Here is a 13313-nt window from a genome sequence, read left to right as displayed (position 1 = left end):
CGTCCCGCCGCGATGCGGTGCCGCGGTGAGCTCGAACGCCGCGGCTGCGCGCCGAGCCCCATCGCGGCGGGACGCCGCTCCCACGGGGTCGCTGCGCGACTTTCACGGTAAGCCTCAACCTCCGGTTTCCTTGCGGCCGGAACGATCATTCAGGCCGTCGAGCGGGTACGCCGCTCATCGTCTGTCTGAATCGCTATGGTACCGACAGTAGAGTTTTACGGCTGGCCACAATGAACCCGGCTCGCGGCTTGCCGGGGCATCCGCCAGGCAGATGCCGAGTCCGGCGCCGTCGCCGATCGGATCCCGCACCCAATGGGCACAGGTGCCGCAGGTGACGGGCGTTGCGGGCCTGAGCGTCGAATCCGGCAGCAGGTCCGGATCTGAGAACGGTTCTGCCGGCTGCTCGGGTTCGATGCTCAGGGCGTCGGGGTACCAGGTGCGAACCTCATCGTAGGTCGCGGGTGGGGTGAATGAATGCGCGGCAACGGAACCATCCGGGTGGCGCACCAGCCAGCATTGGCGGGCCGGTTCGGGTGCTGGTTCCGCCGGGCTCGGTAAGCGGTGCTTGGCTAGCTTTCCCATCGGGCGATGGGGCTCACGCAAAAGCGGTAGTCGGGGTCCGGTGTCATATCAACGGTTTCCGCGCGCAATCTGTATACAGGGGCGTATAGCAGAGAAACCGATGAATGTCGAGTGTCTTTTTGACTACCGACGCCAGGCGCCGTGAACTGGAGGTCGAAGCTTACCGTGAAAGTGCGTCGTCAGGCCATTTTGGCTTGGTGGTGTCGGGGCTGGAACAGTCAGGGCTGGAAGCCCTGACAACGCAACTCTCATCAATCGCGGTCACGCCGTTCCACAGTCTCGGGGTCGGCAATGATGGGGCGGTAGATCTCGACCCGGTTGCCGTCGGCAAGCTTGGCGTCCAGACGGGTGATCTTGCCGAAGATGCCGACTTGATTGCGGTCGAGATCGATCTCCGGGAATTGGTTGAGCAGGCCGGAGCGCAGGATGGCCTCGCGCACGGTGCTGCCGTCCGGCATGTCCAGCTTGAGCCAGGTCTGTTTGAATTTGTCCGCGTACGCGATGCCGACGTGCATAAAATGAACTCCACTCCAATGTTGCGAGATCAGGTTAAGACCGGCTCCGCGCTCGCTTGCCGCCGGCGATTCGCGGCGGCCCGCGCATCGATCAGGCGCTTGCCGGCGAGCAGGAAGCCCAAGGCCAGAAAGCCGCCAGGCGGCAGGATGGCGAGCAAAAAGCCCCGATAGTCCGGAATCAGGTGCAGTTCCAGGAAGCCGAATGAGGGTCCGAGCAATTGCGCGGCGCCGGCGAACAGGGTGCCGCTGCCGATTACCTCCCGCACCCCGCCTAGAACGACCAGCACCAGCGTGAACCCAAGCCCGATGGCGAGGCCGTCCAGGGCGGAGGCGGCGGCCGGGTTCTTTGAGGCGAACGACTCGGCGCGCCCCAGGATGGCGCAGTTGACCACGATCAGGGCAATGAAGAGCCCAAGGACTTTGTGCAGTTCATGCGCATAGGCATTGAGACCCAGGTCCACCAGGGTCACCAGGGTGGCGATCAAGACGATATAGACGGGAATGCGAACCTCGGGCGTGATGATCCCGCGCAGCAGGGACACCAGCAGATTGGACAGCACCAGCACGGCGGTGGTGGCGAGGCCCATGCCCAGTCCATTGGTGGCGGTGCTGGTCACCGCCAGGGTCGGGCACAGGGCCAGCGCCTGAGCCAGGATGACGTTGTTGCCCCACAGGCCGTCGCGGGTGATGCGGCCCCAGTCGGTGGCGGGTTTCGGTTTGGCGGCATCGGTCATGGGAGACTCCTGGTTTGGCAACGATCAGATCCGGTCGGCAATCGCCTGAGTAACGGGTTCGTTGTCGTTGTCGTTGTCGTAATCGGAGAAGCGATTCGGTGTGGGCATGCGCAGGTCGATGTTGATCGGGTTTCGATAGAACGCTCGATTACGACAACGACAACGACCGAGACGTCAACGGTGTTTCCTAATGCACTTGTTTCGCGTTGTCGTGGACGGTTGCTTCCCGTGCCGGGGCTAACAGATCCGTTTGATTCGCGGCAAAAAATTCGAGTCCGCCCTTGATAGCGCGCACCACCGCCCGCGGGGTGATGGTCGCCCCGCTGAATTGGTCGAAGACGCCGCCGTCCTTTTTCACGCCCCAGCGTTCAGCCGGCGGGTCGCCCAGCGAGCGGCCGTTGAAGGCGAGGATCCAGTCGTCCTTGGCGGCCTCGATTTTGTCGCCCAGTCCTGGGGTCTCCTTGTGGGCAAGGACCCGGGTGCCGAGCACCTGGCCTTCGGCATCCAGGGCCAGGATCACGGTGATCTCGCCGGCGTAGCCGTTGCCGATCACCTGGTAGGCCACCCCCGTGACCTGACCCTCGCGCAGGGCGCGGTAGACCAGGACCGGGGCGCCGGCAGCGTCGGTCAGGGTGAGCGGGTTGGCCGCCAGGTCGTTGTCGTGAATGCCCGCCAGAATCACCTGACTGAGCGAGGCGTTGAGGTCCTCGGCGTGACGCAGGGCAATGGGCTCACGGGTCACCCGGTCGGCCACCGCGAGCAGGGCGGCGGCCAGCAAGGTGAAACTGCCCAGCAACAGAGCCTGGTAAAGAATGCCGCGCGGCAGGCTGGCCTGGACTGCGGTGCTCATCGGGTCACCTCGGTGTCGGCGTCGTCGGCGTATTCGATCGGGGCGCCCTTGCGGTCGCGTCCGTAGACGCGCGGTCGAACGTAGTGATCGATCAAGGGGGTGCAGGTATTCATCAGGAGGATCGCGAAGGCGACCCCCTCCGGATACGCGGCCCAGGTGCGGATGCTGTAGATCAGCACGCCCAACCCCGCTCCGAAGATCAACTGCCCGCGCGGGGAAATCGGCGAGGTCACCGGATCGGTGGCGATGAAAAAGGCCGCGAGCAGCGTGGCTCCGCCGACCAGATGATAAAGGGCATCGGGGTAGTGGGCCGGGTCATACAGGTTCATCAGGGTCGCGGCCAGGGCCAGCGTGACGATGGTGGCGACGGGGATGTGCCAGGTGATGACCCGCTGGGAGAGCAGAAAGAGCCCGCCGAGCAGCAGCAGCAGGGCGGAGGTCTCACCCATGCTGCCGGCCAGGGTGCCGACCGCGTCGGACCAGGGCTGATAGATGCCGGGCAGAATGTCGGGGAGGGGATGGCCCTGGCCAAGGTCAGTGCGGACCTGGCCGAGCAGCGTCGCCCCGGTCACCATGTCGGGACCGTCCAGGCCGAAGGTGATCGCCAGGCCCTCGCCGAATCCAGGGGCTTGCGGCGAGAACAACGGTGCCGGGGCCACATACCGGGTCAACTCGGCCGGAAAGGAAATCAACAGCGCCACCCGCGCGACCATCGCCGGGTTGAACAGGTTCTGGCCGATGCCGCCGAACACCTGTTTGGCGACCACGATGGCGATCAGCCCGCCCAGGACGCCGATCCACCAGGGCGCCCAGGGCGGCAGGCTCATGGCCAGGAGCCAGCCGGTGAGCAGGGCCGAGCCATCCAGCAGGCTGGGCCGCAGCGGCTTCTCCGCCGCCCGCAGGCAGGCGGCTTCCGCGATCAGACAGGTGCCGACCGTGATCAGGAACAGGAAGATCGCCGGCCAGCCGAACTGCCACAGGCTGAACAGGGTGGCGGGGACCAGGGCGAGGACCACCAGCACCATGATCCGCGAGACGCTGGTCCGCTCATGGGCGTAGGGTCCCGCGATCGGGGTGTCGCTATACATCTCAGGCCTCGGCCCGGCGGTCCGCCGGTGTCTGGGCCGGCGGCTTGCCGGCGGTTTCCCGTTTACGCGCGGCCATGGCCTCGCGTTTCGCCTGCTGGATCGCCTCGATGCGCGCGGTGCGCTGCTCGATCAGACGCTTGGTCTCGGCCTGTTTCTGTTTGGCGCGCCCACGGGCGGCCATCTCGCCTTTCGCGTAGTTGAAGAACTGAACCAACGGGATATGGGCGGGGCAGACGTAGGAGCAGGACCCGCAGCCGATGCAGTCCATCAACCCCAGGCGCACCGTTCCATCCAGGTCACCGGCGCGGGCATGAGCGGCCATCTGCAGCGGCAACAGGCCGCAGGGACAGGCGGCAACACAGCTGGCACAGCGGATACAGGGCGCCGCTGCCTGCGCATTGACCTCTTCGGCGGTCAGGGCCAGGACCCCATTGCTGCCCTTGACGATGGGGACCCGGGTGCCGGGCAGGGGGTTACCCATCATGGGTCCGCCGCTGATCAGGCGCGTGGGTTCCACCCGGAAGCCGCCGCAATAGTCGATCAGATGCTGCACCGGCGTCCCCAGCGGCACCCGCAGGTTGCGCGGCCGGGTGATGGCGCCGCCGCTGACGGTGACCAGACGCGCGATCAGGGGCCAGCCCAGGCGCAGCGCCTGGTGGACCGCGAAGGCGGTGGCCGGGTTGTGGACCACCACCCCGATGTCGGCCGTGAGTCCGCGGGCCGGGGTCTCGCGGCCGGTGAGGGTCTGCACCAGATGTTTTTCGGAGCCCATGGGATAACGCATGGGCAGGCCGGCCACCCGCACAGCGGCGTGATCCGCGGCCGCTTGGGTCATCGCCGCCTGGGCCTGGGGTTTGTTGTTCTCGATGGCGATGATGATCTGCGTCATCCCCAGGGCATGGGCCATGATGCGGGCGCCGTCGAGAACCTGCGCGGTGTGCTCACGCATCAGTCGGTCATCGCAGGTCAGATAGGGTTCGCACTCGGCTCCATTGATGACCAGGGTGTGCAGCCGGTATTTCTTACGCAGATTGAGCTTGACCGCCGAGGGGAAGGTGGCACCGCCCATCCCGACGATGCCCGCCGCGGCGACCCGGGCTGCGATCTCATCGGGGTCCAGGGTGAACGGATCGGGCACGCCTTCAATGCCCTCCAACCACCGATCTTTCCCGTCCGGTTGCAGGGTGATGGTCCGTACCGAGAGACCGGAGACATGGTGCGCCGGAAAGCTGCCGATTCCCATGATGCGCCCGGAGGTCGGGGCATGCACCGGGGCGGAAATGGGGCCCTGACCGGTGCCCAGCAACTCACCCTTGGCCACCTGCTGGCCGCGGCGCACGGCGGGTGTGGCCGCGTTGCCGATATGCTGCTGTAGGGGAACATGCAGCAAGGGCGCCAGGGGCAGGTCTTCGATGGCCTGGTCGGCTGCCAGGTGTTTGCGGTCTTCCGGGTGAACGCCGCCGCGGATGTTGAAGAGTTTCATCTTGATACGCTCATCCAGATCAGGCGCCCGGTTGGGCCGGATTGGGCCAGAACCAGGTCTGCATGGTGGGAGCCACCGGCCGCATCTCGATGCACTCGGTGGGGCAGACCTCGAAGCATTTTCCGCAGCCGATACAGGCATCGGCGAAGACGCTGTGGATCATGTTGTTGGCCCCCATGATCGCGTCCGACGGGCAGCGCTTGAAGCACTTGCAGCACCCGATGCACAGGTTCTCATTGATGTTCGCGACGGTCGGGGCCTGCTCGGCGACGCCCGCCAGGTTGACCGCTTGGCCGAGCAGGCTGGCCAGTTCCTCGACCACTGCCCGACCGCCGGGAATGCAAATTGTGACGGCAGCCGTGCCGGAGGCGATGGCCTCCGCGGCCGGGCCGCAGCCGGGGTAGCCGCATTGGCCGCATTGGGAGCCCGGTAACAGGGCGGCGACTTTCTCGGTGAGCGGATTCCCCTCGACCCGCAGGTAGCGGGAGGCGAGGCCGAGCAAGCCACCCAGGGTGAGGCCGAGAAGGGCGATACTGCCAATGGCGATGATCACGATTGCGTTTCTCCGGGGCCGTCCGCGATCAGGCGGCGGCCATGTTGGTCACGCCAGGCCTGCGAAGCCCATGAACCCGAGGGACAAGAGACCCGCGACGATAAAGGCGATCGGCAACCCCGCGAAGGCCGCGGGGACCTGGGCCAAGGCCAGCCGTTCGCGCAGCCCGGCAAATAGAACCATGACCAGGGTGAAGCCCAAGGCCGATCCAAGTCCGTACACAACACTCTGGAACAATCCGTGCCCCTCCTGTGAGTTCAACAAGGCGATGCCAAGAACAGCGCAGTTGGTGGTGATCAGCGGCAGGTAGATCCCCAGAACCTGGTATAAAGCGGGTGAAACCTTGCGTACGACCATTTCGGTGAACGTCACCACCGCGGCGATCACCAGAATGAAGGTCAAAATACGCAAGTAACCGATTTGAAGGGGCTCCAGTAACCAATGGTCCAGCAGCCAGCCCGCAAGCGTGGCCATGGTGAGGACGAAGGTCGTGGCCAGCCCCATGCCAAGGGCGGAGTCGATTTTGTTCGAGACACCCATGAAGGAACAGAGCCCGAGAAACTTCACGAGCACCACATTGTTGACCAGTGCGGTCCCTAAGATCAGCAGCAGGTACTCACCCATTCCCGAATCCACCGTCATACTTAGCCTGAGACTCCAAATGCAATCGCGGTGCCAGGATTACGGGCGCCGCGGCAGTGGTTCACCGAAGCGCCCCGGCACGCGTGCGATTCCGGTACAGACCGCACAAAGGATCAGGGCTTTAGTGTTGCGATGCTGTCAGGAAGCAGGGCGCGTCCACGCTGGATGGCGACCCGAACCGACTCCAAGCTGTGGTCGACGCGACAACCCGACCGCGGTACGGCGGCTGAATTGTCGTAAGATCGACAAGGCGCGCGGCGAGACGCGGTCGGGGACTCGCGGCATTGGTGCCGGTGGGGCCGCGAACCGACCATGCAGTTCGGTTTTGGTCGGACGCGGCCGCTCGGGTATGCTTCGTGCAGTGCTACCCAACCTACAGACCCACCCTGACTGGAGATCGCCGTGTCGGCTCGACCAAACCCGGAGTCCGCGGAGCACGTCGTTGTGAATGCCCTGGGTGAATTCCTCGCCTCGCCCCCGGCGGGTACGCCGGGAGATGTCATTGAGGCGTTGACGCTGATGGCGGGGAACGCGGCCGACCCGCTGCCGCCACGGCTCTTTTTCGAGGCCGTGGAACAGGCCCCGTCGGCGATTTCGATCACCGACGCGCGGGCGCGCATCCTCTACGTCAACCGGGCCTTCGAACTCCTGACCGGCTATACCCGCGACGAGGTGATCGGTGAGAACGAGTCGATCCTCTCCAACAAGGCGACGCCGGAGAACATCTATCAACATCTGTGGCGGACCATCCAGGGCAAGCAGACCTGGACCGGCACCCTGGTGAACCGCACCCGGCAGGGTGGGGACTACCTGGCTGAGCTGACCATCGCCCCGGTGTTGGAACAGGGCGGCGGACTCAAATATTTCCTGGGGATGCACCGGGATGTGACCAAGGTGCACGAGTTGGAGGGCGAACTGCGCCGCCAGAAAATGCGCATTGAGACCGTGCTGGATGCCGCCCCGGTGGTGGTGGTACTGCTCGATGCCGAAGGGCGGGTGCTGCTGGATAATCAGGCGTGCAAGAAGCTCTCCGGTGAACTGGCCGGCCGCGAGCCGGCGCAGGCGTTCAGCGCCGCTCTGCGCGAGCAGGTGGGTCTGGATCCGTTGGTTGAGTGTCTGAGCGGACGCGCGTTCAAAGACCTGGAGATCAGTATCGCGGCGCCGGGATCGAGCGGTCCCCGCTGGTTCTCCTGCTCGGGGACCCCGGCGGACGAGTTGGACCCGAGTGCCCGCGGGTTCTTCGGGCGGCAAAAGAAGGGCGAGCGGCGCATGCTGCTGCTGGCCAACGAGGTGACCGCGCGCCGTCGGGAGATTGAGCGCGCCCACCTGGAGAACCTGCGCGCCCGCCTGGCGGAACAGCAATTGACGCATAGCTTGCATGAGACCATGGCCGCGTCCATCTACCAGATACAGGCGCCGATGAACGTCATCCAGGCCGCCGCGGCCCTGGCGCGCAGCGGCAGCGCGAGTCTGGAGACCCTGGCGGAGATGCTGGAGGATATCAGCCGGTCCGGTACCAAGGCGCTGGATACCCTGAAGGCGGCCTTGCCCGAGGGTCCGCGCGAGCCCGGTGTCATGGTCAATGTCAACGAACTGCTGCGCCAGGTGCTGGAATTGGAGACTGACCGTCTGCTCGCCGCCGGCATCGTGGTGGATTGGCGGCCCTCACACCTGCTGCCGGAACTGCCCGGTCATAAAGATTCGTTGCGGTCGCTGTTCAAGCATCTGATTGATAATGCGATTCAGGCGGTGAATGAGTCCGGCCGTCCGCAACGCGATTTGTTGTTGGCGACCCGCAGCGTCGACGGCGCCGTGGAAGTCGCGGTCCAGGACAACGGTCGCGGTATTCCCTTCGAGGATCGCTATCGGGTCTTCGAACCCTTCTACATTGGTTGGCGCAACCGGCGTGGCCGGGCCGGGATGGGGTTGCCCATGGCGCAGGAGATCGTCAATGCCCATGGCGGCTATATCGAGGTCGACCCGGACTATCAGGACGGTTGCCGTATTCACCTGACCCTGAGCGCCGTACCGGCGGACCAGTAACCAGCCGCATCCGTAGGGTCCGCTGCGCGGACCAGGATCCGTGGGACCAAAGACCAAGACCGCCATCGCCTGTTTCGCTCACCACTATTCACTATTCACTAACCACTATCCACTAACCACTATCCACTATCCACTATCCACTATCCACTATCCACTATCCACTCGCCACTTAGCTAATGAACCCAGATCCCCTGGATTCAGTCGACGCCGCGGACGCCGCCCGACTGGACCTGCTCGACGCCCAGTTGGATGCGCTTTATGAGGTTAGCAGCGTCCTGAGCCGCTCGCTCGACCTGCGACAGACCCTGCGCGAGGTTCTGCGGGTGCTGCATGACCGCGGACGGCTGTGCTATGGCCTGGTCAGTCTGCTCGACGAAGAGAGCGGCGACCTGATGATCAGCGCCTTGCACAACAGTGATGACGCCGACCCTTTCGAATCAGTAACCTATCGCCCAGGTGAAGGCGTCATCGGGCGTATCCTGGAGCAGAACCAGTCGTGTGTGCTGCCGCGGGTCGGTGATGAGCCGCGCTTCCTGGACCGGCTCAACCTCTACCGGCCAGACCTGCCGTTCATCGGCGTGCCCATCCGCATCGGCGAGGGGCGGGCGGTCGGCGTCTTTGCCGCGCAGCCGCCGGTGGTCGACGACTTGCTGGATCAGCGTGCCCGCTTCCTGGAGATGGTCGCCAATCTGATCGGTCAGGCCATCCGCCTGGCCCGCAAGGTCGAGGCCGATCAGGCGGCCCTGCGCGAGGAGCGCGACAAGCTGCGCCGGGAGGTCAAGGGCGCGCACGGATTCGACAGCATCATCGGTCGGACCCAGCCCATGCGCATCGTCTTCGATCAGGTGCGCCAGGTCGCCAAGTGGACCACCACCGTGCTGATTCGCGGCGAGTCCGGTACCGGCAAGGAACTGATCGCCAACGCCATCCATTACAACTCGCCGCGCGCGCGCGGCGCCTTCGTCAAGCTCAACTGCGCGGCCCTGCCCGACAACCTGCTGGAGTCCGAACTCTTCGGCCATGAGAAGGGCGCCTTCACCGGCGCGGTCAACATGCGCAAGGGGCGCTTTGAGCAGGCCGACGGCGGCACCCTGTTTCTCGATGAGATCGGTGAGATCAGCCCCGCCTTTCAGGCGAAACTGCTGCGGGTCTTGCAGGAGGGTGAGTTCGAGCGGGTCGGCGGGGGCCGCACCATGAAGGTTGACGTGCGCATCATCGCCGCCACCAACCGTGACCTGGAGGCCGAGGTGCGCGCCGGTGAGTTCCGCGAGGACCTCTATTACCGACTCAACGTCATGCCCATCCGCATGCCGGCTCTGCGCGAGCGGATTGAAGACGTGCCGGATCTGGCCCGCTTCCTGGTCACCAAGGTCGCGCGCCTGCAGGGGCGGAACCTGCAGATCACCGACAGCGCGCTGCGCATCCTGATGCGCCACGACTGGCCGGGCAATGTGCGCGAACTGGAGAACTGCATGGAACGGGCGGCCGTCATGAGCGAGGACGGCACCATCGACCGCGATGTGATCGAACTCACCGGGCTCGACGTCAGCACCTGGGACGGCCGCTCGATGAACGGCACCGCAGGATCGGCACCAGCCCCGGCCCTGCGCCCCAGCGCCGCCGAAGGCGCTGAGACCGTCCCGAAGGTCGATCTGGACGACCCGGACCTGGACGAGCGCGAGCGGGTCATCGCCGCCCTGGAAGAGGCCGGTTGGGTGCAGGCCAAGGCCGCGCGCCTGCTCAACATGACCCCGCGCCAGATCGCCTACCGCATCCAGACCTTGAATATCAAAGTGCGGCAGTTCTGAGTTGCCGAGTGCGGCCTTGGTCATCGTTCCGGCCACCGCAGGTCGAGGCTTTACCGTGAAAGTCGCGCAGCGACCCCGTGGGAGCGGCGTCCTGCCGCGATGGGGCCGGGCGCGCCGCCGCAGCGTTCGCGGTCACCGCGGCACCGCATCGCGGCGGGACGCCGCTCCCAGTGTGCCCGACATGGGCCTGTACTTGAAAGACGCACCAGGTAGAGCCTGACGGCACGGGTCGAAAGGACATGTTCTTACTCGGGGAGACCTGGCGTGTGAGAGCGGGCCAGGAGTCAGCAGAGGCCGGAGTCACGTTGACGCCCGGTGAAAGCCGGGAGGAGCGAAGGGCCGAAGAGTCACGAAAGAACCACAGTCTGCCTCTGGTCCGGAGGGCGAGCAGGCGGGCGAAACGCGCCCGGCGCTGCAACTGCGGCAGCGACCGAGGCGGCGAGCCAAACCGAACGGGTGGATTCCCGTACGGGGAACGTCCGCGCCCACCAAGTCATCCGCGACCGCGAGCACAGACGCCAGGAGAGGTTCAATGAGCGAAACGTTAGTGCGCCAAGCGAAGCTTGGCGCTTCTTGTCGGGCGAGAGTCCTGGCCGGTTAAGCCGAAGTTCCCGTCTGGAAAACGCGATATTCGACGGATATTTCTTTATCATCAAAGAGCACCTGACCGACCCGGCCTCCTACGCGACGATGTCGGCGCTGTTGCTCACCCCCGGCGCCCTGGTGCTGGGGGTCCGGCCCGGCACCAGCGAGGAGAAACGGCAGGCCATCATCGCCGGGTGGTATCGCCGGCAACTCAAGGAGGCCGCGACCGGACTGATCGCCCGGTGGGAAGCCATCCTTGGGGTGCAGGCGGGAAGGGTGTTCGTCCAGCGGATGAAGACCCGCTGGGGCAGTTGCAACCCCGATTCGCGTGCGATCCGGCTCAACACGGAACTGGCCAAGAAGCCGGTGCAGTGCCTTGAGTACATCGTGGCCCATGAGCTGACGCACCTGCTGGAGCGCCATCACAACGCGCGGTTCAAGACGCTGCTGGACGCCCACCTGCCGCAGTGGCCCCAGTATCGGGATCTGCTGAACCGCCTGCCGCTGGCCCATGAGGCGTGGGGGTATTGACGCCTGGGATGTTTTCCGTGCTCGCCGTGACGAGCGCGCCATCACCCCGAACTGACGCTGTTCATGTATCCTGATCAGACCCGTACTATAAGCGTCGGAGCAGACTCCGCGCCCGCGGCCAGGCGACTGACCTCAACCCATCCCAACAGGAGATTCACCGATGGCGGAGCCGCTGCACCCGGCCGCGATACATCACTTGCCCCCCTTCGTGGTGGCGCCGGGGGAGACCGACTGGCTGCTCGTGGCCATGGCCGTCTTCGTGTTCCTCGCCATGATCGGCGTCGGTGTTTTCTACTTCAAGCTCCATGCGCTGCCTGAGCAGATGGCGCATCGCGGTCAGAAGATGCAGTTCCAGATCGTCGCGGTGCTGGGGCTCCTGGCGCTCTTCACCCACAACCACGCCTTCTGGATCGCCGGGCTGCTGCTTGCCCTGGTGCCCTTGCCGGACTTCACGACCCCGTTGTTGTCCATCGCCCGCTCCCTCGAACGGATCGCCGCGAATGGCGAACCAGCGCCGCGGCCCGCGCCGACACCGGCCGCGCCACCGCCGGCAGCGGAACAGCCGGCCGAACAACGGACGGCCTGAGCGATGTTTGAACTCCTACTCTGCTCATCACTGACGATCCTGCCGGATTTCCTGTTTCGCCGCTTCGTCCAGGGCAAGCGGATCGGACACGAGATCACGCTGTTCTCGGTCTGGTTCGAACTGCGTTGGGGGATCACCCTCTGCCTGATCCTGACCTTGAGCCTGATCACGACGATCTTTTATTTTCACCCCGCGACCAAGGCCGCCACCTCGGTGTACCGGACCGTGACGATCCTGCCGGAGACGAGCGGCCGGGTGGCTGAGACCTTCGTCGACATGAACCAACGGGTGGCGGCGGGGCAGCCCTTGTTCCGGCTCGACAGCACCGAACAGGAGGCGGCGGTGGCAACGGCCCAACGCAAGGTTGCCGAGGTCGAGGCCGCGATGGTGGTGGCCAAGTCTCAACTCGCCGAAGCGGATGGCCGTATCGTCCAGGCGCGCGGCGCGCGTCAGCAGGCCATCGACGAGCTCGCGGCCCGGTCGGAAGTGCAGCGCCGCAGTCCCGGTTCGGTCGCGGAGCGCGACGTCGATCGGGTGCGTGTGCAGGTCGACACCCAGCAGGGCGCGCTCGACGCGGCCCTGGCGAGCCGTGAGGCCGTCGTCTCGGAGATGGAGTTCAAGCTCCCGGCCCAGAAGGCGAGCGCCGAGGCAGCGCTGCGTGAGGCCGAGGTGGACCTCAAGAAGACCCTGGTCGTGGCGGGGACCGACGGGATTCTGCAACAGTTCGCGTTGCGGCCGGGCGATGTGGTCAACCCGATGCTCAGACCCGCCGGCATCCTGGTGCCGGAGCGCAAGGTCACGGCCCTCCTGGCTGGTTTCGGGCAGATCGAGGCGCAGGTGATGAAGGTGGGCATGATCGGCGAGGTGACCTGCATCGCCAAGCCCTGGGTCATCGTCCCGATGGTCGTCACCGAGGTCCAGAACGTCATCGCCGCCGGCCAGGTGCGGCCGACCGACACGCTGGTCGACGTCCAGCAGTTCGCGCGTCCCGGCACCATCACCGTCATTATGGAGCCGCTCTACGCGGGCCAACTGGCGGACCTGCCCCAGGGCGGGAACTGCATCGCCAATGCCTATACCAGCAACCACGAGGCGCTGCAGTCGGAGGAGATCGGGACCTTGCGCCGGTTCGGCCTCCACGCCATCGACGCGGTCGGCCTGGTGCACGCGATGATCCTGCGCATCCAGGCGCTGCTGCTGCCGCTGCAGGTTCTGGTGTTTGGCGGGCATTGACCGGCGCCTCCAGCAATAGCGGCGGCAAACGCATGCCGTCGTCGTCTTGCACCGTGAAAGTCGCGCAGCGACCCCGTGGG

General features: G+C 65.5%; 13 protein-coding genes. 5 read left to right on the top strand and 8 right to left on the bottom strand.

What is annotated here, in order from left to right:
- Positions 1-174: 174 nt before the first annotated feature.
- The 8 genes from QZY03_RS11560 to rsxA all read right to left on the bottom strand — a co-directional run bounded on the left by QZY03_RS11560 (position 175) and on the right by rsxA (position 6429).
- Entirely contained in the window at positions 175-582 is a 408-nt protein-coding gene (locus tag QZY03_RS11560; protein WP_295581138.1) for a hypothetical protein, read from the bottom strand.
- A gap of 251 nt (positions 583-833) precedes the next feature.
- Positions 834-1097: an RnfH family protein gene (locus QZY03_RS11555; protein WP_295581136.1), complete on the bottom strand. Its 264-nt coding sequence runs from the start codon at positions 1095-1097 to the stop codon at positions 834-836.
- A gap of 29 nt (positions 1098-1126) precedes the next feature.
- Complete coding sequence (locus QZY03_RS11550; RefSeq protein WP_295581134.1) at positions 1127-1831, bottom strand: electron transport complex subunit E; 705 nt, start codon at positions 1829-1831, stop codon at positions 1127-1129.
- Between the two features lie 187 nt (positions 1832-2018).
- Positions 2019-2681 (bottom strand): electron transport complex subunit RsxG, encoded by a 663-nt coding sequence (gene rsxG, locus QZY03_RS11545; protein ID WP_295581132.1) that lies wholly within the window; start codon positions 2679-2681, stop codon positions 2019-2021.
- Complete coding sequence (locus QZY03_RS11540; protein ID WP_295581130.1) at positions 2678-3769, bottom strand: RnfABCDGE type electron transport complex subunit D; 1092 nt, start codon at positions 3767-3769, stop codon at positions 2678-2680. Before QZY03_RS11540 ends, rsxG begins: the two co-directional genes overlap by 4 nt.
- 1 nt (position 3770) lies before the next feature.
- Positions 3771-5252, bottom strand: a complete 1482-nt coding sequence (gene rsxC / locus QZY03_RS11535) for an electron transport complex subunit RsxC (RefSeq protein ID WP_295581128.1) — start codon at positions 5250-5252, stop codon at positions 3771-3773.
- A gap of 19 nt (positions 5253-5271) precedes the next feature.
- Complete coding sequence (locus QZY03_RS11530) at positions 5272-5805, bottom strand: RnfABCDGE type electron transport complex subunit B (protein ID WP_295581126.1); 534 nt, start codon at positions 5803-5805, stop codon at positions 5272-5274.
- A 48-nt stretch (positions 5806-5853) separates the two neighbouring features.
- The gene (gene rsxA, locus QZY03_RS11525) at positions 5854-6429 is read right to left on the bottom strand and encodes an electron transport complex subunit RsxA (protein ID WP_295581124.1); all 576 of its coding nucleotides are present in this window, start codon (positions 6427-6429) and stop codon (positions 5854-5856) included.
- Between the two features lie 420 nt (positions 6430-6849).
- On the opposite strand from rsxA, the gene nifL reads away from it, so the two are divergent.
- From nifL to QZY03_RS11500, 5 genes are all read left to right on the top strand, one after another.
- Entirely contained in the window at positions 6850-8490 is a 1641-nt protein-coding gene (nifL, locus tag QZY03_RS11520) for a nitrogen fixation negative regulator NifL (protein WP_295581122.1), read from the top strand.
- Positions 8491-8666: 176 nt separating this feature from the next.
- Entirely contained in the window at positions 8667-10298 is a 1632-nt protein-coding gene (nifA, locus tag QZY03_RS11515) for a nif-specific transcriptional activator NifA (protein WP_295581120.1), read from the top strand.
- Between the two features lie 690 nt (positions 10299-10988).
- A complete protein-coding gene (locus tag QZY03_RS11510; RefSeq protein ID WP_295581119.1) occupies positions 10989-11414 on the top strand; it encodes a SprT-like domain-containing protein in 426 nt (141 codons plus the stop codon).
- A 160-nt stretch (positions 11415-11574) separates the two neighbouring features.
- On the top strand, positions 11575-12000 hold the full coding sequence (locus QZY03_RS11505) for a hypothetical protein (protein ID WP_295581117.1): 426 nt from the start codon (positions 11575-11577) through the stop codon (positions 11998-12000).
- A 3-nt stretch (positions 12001-12003) separates the two neighbouring features.
- Positions 12004-13233, top strand: a complete 1230-nt coding sequence (locus QZY03_RS11500; RefSeq protein ID WP_295581115.1) for an HlyD family secretion protein — start codon at positions 12004-12006, stop codon at positions 13231-13233.
- Positions 13234-13313: the final 80 nt, after the last annotated feature.

Origin of the sequence: uncultured Lamprocystis sp. (assembly GCF_903933125.1) — a bacterium.
In the GTDB taxonomy this organism is placed as follows: domain Bacteria; phylum Pseudomonadota; class Gammaproteobacteria; order Chromatiales; family Chromatiaceae; genus Thiodictyon.
Note: the sequence above shows the minus strand (reverse complement) of the source record. Positions and strands in the feature narration are given on the sequence as shown.

Bases quoted from the DNA above. Each gene is read 5' to 3' on its own strand.
- QZY03_RS11500 (WP_295581115.1), top strand. From the start codon at position 12,004: ATGTTTGAACTCCTACTCTGCTCATCACTGACGATCCTGCCGGATTTC.
- rsxA (WP_295581124.1), bottom strand. From the start codon at position 6,429: ATGGGTGAGTACCTGCTGCTGATCTTAGGGACCGCACTGGTCAACAAT.
- QZY03_RS11505 (WP_295581117.1), top strand. From the start codon at position 11,575: ATGGCGGAGCCGCTGCACCCGGCCGCGATACATCACTTGCCCCCCTTC.
- nifA (WP_295581120.1), top strand. From the start codon at position 8,667: ATGAACCCAGATCCCCTGGATTCAGTCGACGCCGCGGACGCCGCCCGA.
- QZY03_RS11540 (WP_295581130.1), bottom strand. From the start codon at position 3,769: ATGTATAGCGACACCCCGATCGCGGGACCCTACGCCCATGAGCGGACC.
- rsxC (WP_295581128.1), bottom strand. From the start codon at position 5,252: ATGAAACTCTTCAACATCCGCGGCGGCGTTCACCCGGAAGACCGCAAA.
- QZY03_RS11560 (WP_295581138.1), bottom strand. From the start codon at position 582: ATGGGAAAGCTAGCCAAGCACCGCTTACCGAGCCCGGCGGAACCAGCA.
- QZY03_RS11555 (WP_295581136.1), bottom strand. From the start codon at position 1,097: ATGCACGTCGGCATCGCGTACGCGGACAAATTCAAACAGACCTGGCTC.
- QZY03_RS11550 (WP_295581134.1), bottom strand. From the start codon at position 1,831: ATGACCGATGCCGCCAAACCGAAACCCGCCACCGACTGGGGCCGCATC.
- QZY03_RS11510 (WP_295581119.1), top strand. From the start codon at position 10,989: ATGTCGGCGCTGTTGCTCACCCCCGGCGCCCTGGTGCTGGGGGTCCGG.
- rsxG (WP_295581132.1), bottom strand. From the start codon at position 2,681: ATGAGCACCGCAGTCCAGGCCAGCCTGCCGCGCGGCATTCTTTACCAG.